The organism is Sphingomonas sp. FUKUSWIS1 (assembly GCF_000733135.1).
GTDB classification, from domain to species: Bacteria; Pseudomonadota; Alphaproteobacteria; order Sphingomonadales; family Sphingomonadaceae; genus Sphingomonas; species Sphingomonas aerolata.
In genome coordinates this window covers 1-6,689 of the sequence record NZ_JPJC01000214.1, presented here as the reverse complement: position 1 = coordinate 6,689, position 6,689 = coordinate 1, and the positions used below count along the sequence as shown (strand labels likewise).

Here is a 6,689-nt window from a genome sequence, read left to right as displayed (position 1 = left end):
CCCGCCGAAATCGTCCGACGTCGCGGGCTCGGCAAAGCGATGGCCCGCGATCGGCTTGGCCGCCTGACGCGGCACGCGGCCTGGCGCGGCGGGCGTCCCCCAGATCGGCCAGTCGTCGCGCCAGAAGACCGGGCTGATATTGGTCATCCGCCCGATCGCGCCGCTATCCTCCATCACGAACCCGAACCAGCGCCCGTCCGGCAGATCGACCAGCGCACCCTGATGCCCACCGGTCGTGTCGTCGATCTGGTCGCGGGTTTCCCACGGCCCGAACAGGCTGCGCGACCGCGATACGGAGAGTGCGAGCCGGGGCGGCAGCGCGTTGAACAGATAATAATAGTCGCCACGCCGCAGCAGCTTCGACCCTTCGGCCCCCTTGATATAATGGATCTTGCGTGATGCCGTGACGTGCGCGAGCGCGCGGTCGAGCGTCAACAGCGTGATCGTCCCGTCGGCGGTGCTCGCGGTGGCGAGATAGGCGCGGCCGTCGGGCTCGATGAACAGGCCGGGATCGAACGCCTGGCGATCGAGCTCGTGGTAGCGCCACGGGCCGCGCACGTCCCTGGCATACCAGATCCGCGTATTCTGCCCGACCGGCGTGTTCGCCAGATAATAGGTGCCCGCGTGATAGCGCAGGCTCGAGGCATAGAGCCCCTTGCGATAGGCGTTGCCGCCGACCAGGTCATATTGCGGCCGACCCTCGAGACGCGCCACCAGATGCGACGTGATCGTCCAGTTCACCAGGTCGCGACTGTGCAGGATCGTGATCCCCGGCGTGTTCGCAAAGGTCGTCGACGCGAAATAATAGTCGCGGCCGACGCGGATGATGTCGGGATCCGGATAGTCCGCATAGAGCACCGGGTTGCGGTAGCTGCCATCGCCCTGATCCGATCGCCAGACCTGCGCCGAGGCCGCGGTCGCGAAGAGCAGGGCTGCGGCGATTGCCGATCCCGCCTTCATTTGCCGAACGCCAGCGCGCGCGCGAAGAACGGCATCATCTGGTCCTGCACGCGTCCCGCGACGCCACTGGTATGATCGCCCGGATAGAGGGCGAAGCGGTTGGCGATGCCGTAGCGGTCGAGCGCCTCGTGGAATTTGACCGCGTCGTCCTTCAATCCGTCGCGGTCGCCCACGTCGATCCCGATCGCGGCATAGCGGCGCAGGTCGCCGGCATATTGGTCGAGCATGGCGAGCGGGGCGTTGGCGGCCCAGCGCGCGGTCACGTCGGGCTGGGGCTGGCCGTCCTTGACCGGCAGGTCGAGATAGAGCGGCGGGGCCTTGGGATTGGGCGACCAGGCGGCGGCGGTCGCGAGTTGCGCCCGTACGCCCCAGGGCAGCGTCGCGCCGTCCGCAGGCGACTTCAGCGCCCGGATCGTGGCCTCGATCGCCGCATCGGGGGTGCCCAGCGCGCGCGTCGACAGGCAGCAGGGGCTCATCATGTAAAGCGCGCCGAAAATATCGGCATGCTTCATCCCGATCCGTGCGGTGCCATAGCCGCCCATCGAATGCCCCGCGAGGCCGCGACTGCGCCGATCCGCGATCGTCCGGTAATGTGCGTCGACATAGGCCACCAGGTCGTGCGCGACGAAGCGCTCGAAATCGCCCACCGTCACTGACCGCGAATAGAAGGAGCCGTTGTGCACCGTCTTGCTGTCGGGCAGCACGACGATCATTTCGCGGACGCCCCTGGCGAACGCCCCCTCGATGGTCTGCGGCACATGGATCTCGCCGATCCATTGCTCCACGCCGATCGAATAGCCGTGCAGCGCATAGACCACGGGATAGCGTTTGCCCGGACTGGTCCGGTAGCCGGGCGGGAGGATGACGATGACCGCGCGGTCGGGACTATTCCCCTCCAGATTGCCGGTGATGGCGGGGGAATGGACGGTGATGCGCTCGACCGTGACGGCCTTCGCGCCTGCCACGACCGCGGGCGCCGGGGTCTTCACCTGCGCGCCCGTACTCCCGATCGATGCCAGCCCCAGCGCCGCACCCAGCAGCCACGTTCCACCACGACTCCGCATCGCATCCCCCATCCATCGTCACTGCCGAACACGTCATGCCCGGCCGGCCGGTCAGCGCAGATCGAGCACCAGCACCGACTTTGCCGGGACGGTCACGCTGAGCGTCCCGCCCGCGATCCGGGCATCGGCAAAGGGCTGCGGGGTCACCGCATCCGGCGAATCGAAGCTGTTATGCGCGTCCATCGTCGGACCGGTGACGATCCGGCCGCTCGCCTGGGTCGCCTGCAACCCCGTCATCGCGACCGAGACCGGCATCGCCCGATTGGGGTCGAGGTTGACCAGCGCGACATGCACCTGCCCCGCCGCGTCACGCACCGCCGACGCGCTGACCGCGGGCACCGCCACCTCGTCCTTGTGATACCAAGGCGAAGTCAGCGTGATCGGCAGCGAGGTCGCGCCCTGCCACGGCTTGTACAGGTCGAACACCCAATAGGTCGGCGTCTTCACCATCCTGGCGCCGTCGGTCAGCAGCATCGCCTGCAGGACGTTCACCATCTGCGCGATCGCCGCCATCTTCACCCGGTCGGCATGGCGCGCGAAGATGTTGATGTTGAGCCCCGCGACGACCGCATCGCGCACCGAATTCTGCTGTTCGAGAAAGCCCGGGTTGCTGCCCGGCGTCGGATCGTACCATGTCCCCCATTCGTCAACCGCAAGCATCACGCGCTTGGCAGGATCATATTTGTCCATGATCGCCGAATGCTTGGTGATGAACTCCTCCATCTGCAGCGTGTGCGCCATGGTGCTTGCCCATTCGCGCTCGGCAAAGCCCAGCGCCGGCCCCTTGTCGGCCCAGTTCTTGTCGCGCGGACGCGTGTAATAATGCAGCGCGAGCCCGTCGATATTCTTGCCGGCGATGCGCATCATCGCCTCGGTCCATTCATAGTTGGAATCGCTCGGGCCGCTCGCGATCTTGAGCATCGGGCCGTTCGCGGACTTGGCGAACTGGGCATAGCGGTTGGTCAGATCGGCGGCATATTCCGCACGCATGTTGCCGCCACAGCCCCATAGTTCGTTGCCGATGCCGAGATACTGGATCTTCCACGGCGCGGCGTGGCCGTTGCGCTCGCGCTCCTTCGCCAGCACCGTGGTACCCTGCGGCGCGGTCATGTATTCGACCCATTGCGCGGTCTCGGCGGGCGGTGCGCTGCCGACATTGGCCGAGACATAGGTGCTGCCGCCCAGCCGGTCCATCAGCCCGAAATATTCGTGCGTGCCGAAACTGTTATCCTCGTTGACGCCGCCCCAGTTGGTATTGACCTTGGTCGGCCGCGCCTTGGTCGCGCCGATCCCGTCACGCCAGTGATATTCGTCGGCAAAACAGCCGCCCGGCCAGCGCACCATCGGCACGTTGATCGCCTTCATCGCCGCGAGCACGTCGCGCCGGTAGCCGCCGTCATTGGGGATTCGCGAATTCTTGCCGACCCAGATGCCGCCATAGATGCCATGACCGAGATGCTCGGCGAACTGCCCGAACACGTCGCGGTGGATCTGCGGGCCGGGCTTGTCGGCCTGCAAGGTCGCACTGGCCGTCTCCGCCGACAGGGTCTGCGCTGCGGCGCCGCCGGACAGCGCCGTGCCCGCAAGGATCAGCGGCGCGAGCAACGACGCTGCGGTCATGCGTCCCATGCTACGAGGGCGGATGGCGCACGACCGTGCGAGGCGAGGACTGATCCGGTTCATGCTCTCCCTTTCGGCCCCTTGGCGAGGCCCCGTCTTTTGAAGTTAATAGTAGGAGTAGTCGACTCTACGCGTCCGTCAACCGCGGTTGGTGACCGATGGCCGTGTCAGGGTCGCTTGAACGTCCACCGTCCCGCCGGGCTTGCCGGATCGAATGCCGCAAGGGTCGGCGTGCTCGCACCGATCGCGACCAGCGCGAGATCCCGCCCGTCCCCGGGCACGACCTTCGGTTTGATCCGGTAACTGCCGTCGGTGAGCTGATCGATCTGCCATAGGGGCTCGGCGCCTGCGGTGGCGGCGGTGATCGTCTCGACCTCCCCGTTCGGGGTGGCGGCAAGCATGCGCGACGTGCCTGCGATCGCGATCCGGTAATAGGGGGCGCCGAAATAGCCCCCCGCCGCGGGCACCGGCGTGATCGTCCACAACTGATGCGGGCGCACCAGATAGTCCGCCAGATCCACCCGGATCCGCCCGCGTGGCCAGTCGGCAGAATCCTGTGCCAGCGTCTGGTCGGGAATCGGCCCGACCGGATCGGTCGCGGCCGCCATGAAACTGCGGCGAACGTCGAACGGAATGCGGACGATATCGGTCGCCAGACTCAAGGCATAGCCGCTGCGCTCGGAGGCGATCTCATAGGTGCCCGGCGCCACCGTCTCGCCCACGACCGGCCAGCCGTCGGTCCACCGCAGGGGTTCGATCGCAAGGACACTCCGGCCGCTGCGATCCATGTCGGCCTCATAATGGAGCGACAGCTTCTCGACCCCGCCGGCGAGCGCGATCCGTCCGAAATGCCCCGGTCCGATGCGGCGACCGCGCGCGCTGACGACCATCTTGCCGCCGCCCCGCAGCAGCGGGATCCCCATATGGTCGAGATAGGGGCCAAGCGGGCTGCGCGCCCGGCCTGCGCGAATGTGATAGGTCGAATTGGGCCCGTCGCAGCACGTGCCGTGCGTGCCCAGCAGATAGTAATAGCCGTCGCGATACAGCATCGCGGTGGCCTCCATGTCGATCGCCACGTCGACGGGCACGTTGCCCGCCATGCGCAGTCCCGTCTTCGGGTCGAGTTCGATCATCCGGATCGGGCCGAAATAGGTGCCGTAGGTCAGCCACAACCGACCCTCGGCGTAGAGAAACGCAGGATCGATCGCATCCGCGGTCTCGACCCCGTCACTCGACGCGACGACGCCGATGTCGTGGAACTTGAAGCGCGGCGATGCCGGATCGAGCGACAGCGTCCACATCATCTTGACCTGGCTGGCATGGCCGCCCCCCATGCCCCCGCCGCCGACCGCATAGGCGACGTAATAGCGGTCGCCGATCCTGATGACGTCGGGCGCCACCCCGCCGCCCGGCCGCTCGGGGCCGCCATGCCAGGTCCAGCCGTCTTCGGACACCAGCCCGCCGCCGCGGGTGCCGAACGTGTAGTATTTCCCGTCCGACAGCGTGACGGTCGAGGGATCGTGAATGAAGGGTTCGCCCGCCAATTGCGCGGCGGCGGGCGCTGCGCCCGCAAACCCGAGGCACACCGCGATCAGTCCGCACCGCATCCGGAGACCTCGCTGTTGCCGAACCGCGGTATCGCGACGGGGGCTATCGAACATGGGTCGTCAGATCGGTGATCGGGCGGCCGGCTTCGTCGACGAAGCGGACGCAGAAGCTGCTCAGCCCGGGGCCGTTGATCACCGCGCCGCGGATGACGTTGCGTCCCTTGCGCAGCGTCAGGCGATCCGACAGCACGTCGTCCATCACCATGCGACGGTCGTTGAACAGCCCGACCGCCTCGGTGCCGTTCAGCCACCAGATCGATGCCGCGTTCGAACCGACCGCCAGGCGGACGTTGCGCTGCTCGCGGGGGCTGTCGACGATCGTCACCGCCCAGAATATCACGCCATAGGTCGGCGCCCCCAGTGCCTTGGCGAAGTCGAACAGCTTGACGTCGAACCCTTTCGAATCAAGTGCATGCCAGCGCAGTGGCGCGGCGGCCTTTTCAACCTGCCCGTCCCTCGGGATTGCGGCCGGCGACCCCGGCTGGGATGCGGTCAGGGCCTGCCGGACATAGGTGGCGGTAAAGCCGGTGTTCGTGCGATTGGGTTTGGCGATCGGTTCGAGCAACAACCAGCGGCGCAGAAAGCCGTCGCGGTCGGGCGTCGTCGTCGCCTCCGACACCGCCGTGAAATAGGGCGCTAGCTCGGGCGGTATCGGTCTGGCCGCAGTCTGGGGATCCGCCACGGCGGTGATTGCGTTCGAACCCGGCGTCGCCAAAGGCTGCGCCGCCGTGCCGGGCGACAGGCCTGCCAGCAACAGCATGCATGACCAGTGCACAAGCGATCCCCGCGGTGCACGACTTCGATCGGTGATGAGCCCCGTCATCTCTCTCCCTCCGCCACGGCATCGGGTCGATCCACCGGCGCCTTCGCCCGATGCCTGCCCTGCTCGTAAGGCGCGAACGTAAGTCGATACCGCTATCATGTCCAGCCGCGTATCGGCTGGCATTCCAGGTCCTGATCACATGGTAGCGCCGCCGAAAGTTAGCGCTATAGTCGGAGTAAGAATGACCGGTCAGCGATCGGCGACATTGGGACTTGGGAGAGGGTATATGACGGGAACGGCTTGGTTTTGCCTGCTGGGGACACTGGTTTCGACCGCGATACCCGGGGTCGCGCGCGCGCTGCCGCGCGATGCCGCAGCCCCGCAGGATGCCACCGCACGACCACGCATCGCCCCTGCCCGCACAGGTCGGGCCGCGCGCCCGGACGCGGTTGCACCGACGCTTGGCGAGGCGGGCTATTACGAGGCACCGGCCGTCAACGTGCTGGTCTTCTCGAACTGGTATGACGGGCTGTTCGCCGATTCGAAGATCAGCGGCGTCGAGATCATCCAGCAGGGCGAACGGATCGCGACCAATGGCGACGTGCGCCTGTCCGCCACGCCGGGGCAATGGGATGCGACCGCGCGATTCGTCGACCGGCAGGTCGATCGCGCGGC

5 protein-coding genes and 1 pseudogene are annotated in these 6,689 nt (G+C 66.9%); 1 reads left to right on the top strand and 5 read right to left on the bottom strand.

Going from position 1 to position 6,689, the window contains the following annotated elements:
- The 5 genes from sphsw_RS20510 to sphsw_RS13030 form a co-directional block, all read right to left on the bottom strand.
- A partial coding sequence (locus sphsw_RS20510) for a glycoside hydrolase 43 family protein (RefSeq protein ID WP_042467249.1) occupies nucleotides 1-960 on the bottom strand: 960 nt, incomplete at its 3' end.
- On the bottom strand, nucleotides 957-2,024 hold the full coding sequence (locus tag sphsw_RS13045; protein WP_031440985.1) for an alpha/beta hydrolase: 1,068 nt from the start codon (nucleotides 2,022-2,024) through the stop codon (nucleotides 957-959). The genes sphsw_RS20510 and sphsw_RS13045, both read right to left, overlap by 4 nt.
- A gap of 51 nt (nucleotides 2,025-2,075) precedes the next feature.
- Nucleotides 2,076-3,644 carry an alpha-N-arabinofuranosidase gene (locus tag sphsw_RS13040; RefSeq protein WP_031440984.1) on the bottom strand — a complete coding sequence of 523 codons (1,569 nt, stop codon included), beginning with the start codon at nucleotides 3,642-3,644 and terminating at the stop codon, nucleotides 2,076-2,078.
- A gap of 167 nt (nucleotides 3,645-3,811) precedes the next feature.
- Nucleotides 3,812-5,251 carry a family 43 glycosylhydrolase gene (locus sphsw_RS13035; RefSeq protein ID WP_042467246.1) on the bottom strand — a complete coding sequence of 480 codons (1,440 nt, stop codon included), beginning with the start codon at nucleotides 5,249-5,251 and terminating at the stop codon, nucleotides 3,812-3,814.
- Between the two features lie 43 nt (nucleotides 5,252-5,294).
- Nucleotides 5,295-6,011, bottom strand: a complete 717-nt coding sequence (locus sphsw_RS13030) for a hypothetical protein (protein WP_052149131.1) — start codon at nucleotides 6,009-6,011, stop codon at nucleotides 5,295-5,297.
- 289 nt (nucleotides 6,012-6,300) lie between these two features.
- Here sphsw_RS13030 and sphsw_RS20505 point away from each other — a divergent pair.
- A pseudogene (locus sphsw_RS20505) lies at nucleotides 6,301-6,689 on the top strand (hypothetical protein); the annotation flags it as partial.

Excerpts from the sequence above, each read along its gene's own strand:
- sphsw_RS13045 (WP_031440985.1), bottom strand. The coding sequence starts at position 2,024 with ATGCGGAGTCGTGGTGGAACGTGGCTGCTGGGTGCGGCGCTGGGGCTG.
- sphsw_RS13040 (WP_031440984.1), bottom strand. The coding sequence starts at position 3,644 with ATGACCGCAGCGTCGTTGCTCGCGCCGCTGATCCTTGCGGGCACGGCG.
- sphsw_RS13035 (WP_042467246.1), bottom strand. The coding sequence starts at position 5,251 with ATGCGGTGCGGACTGATCGCGGTGTGCCTCGGGTTTGCGGGCGCAGCG.
- sphsw_RS13030 (WP_052149131.1), bottom strand. The coding sequence starts at position 6,011 with ATGCTGTTGCTGGCAGGCCTGTCGCCCGGCACGGCGGCGCAGCCTTTG.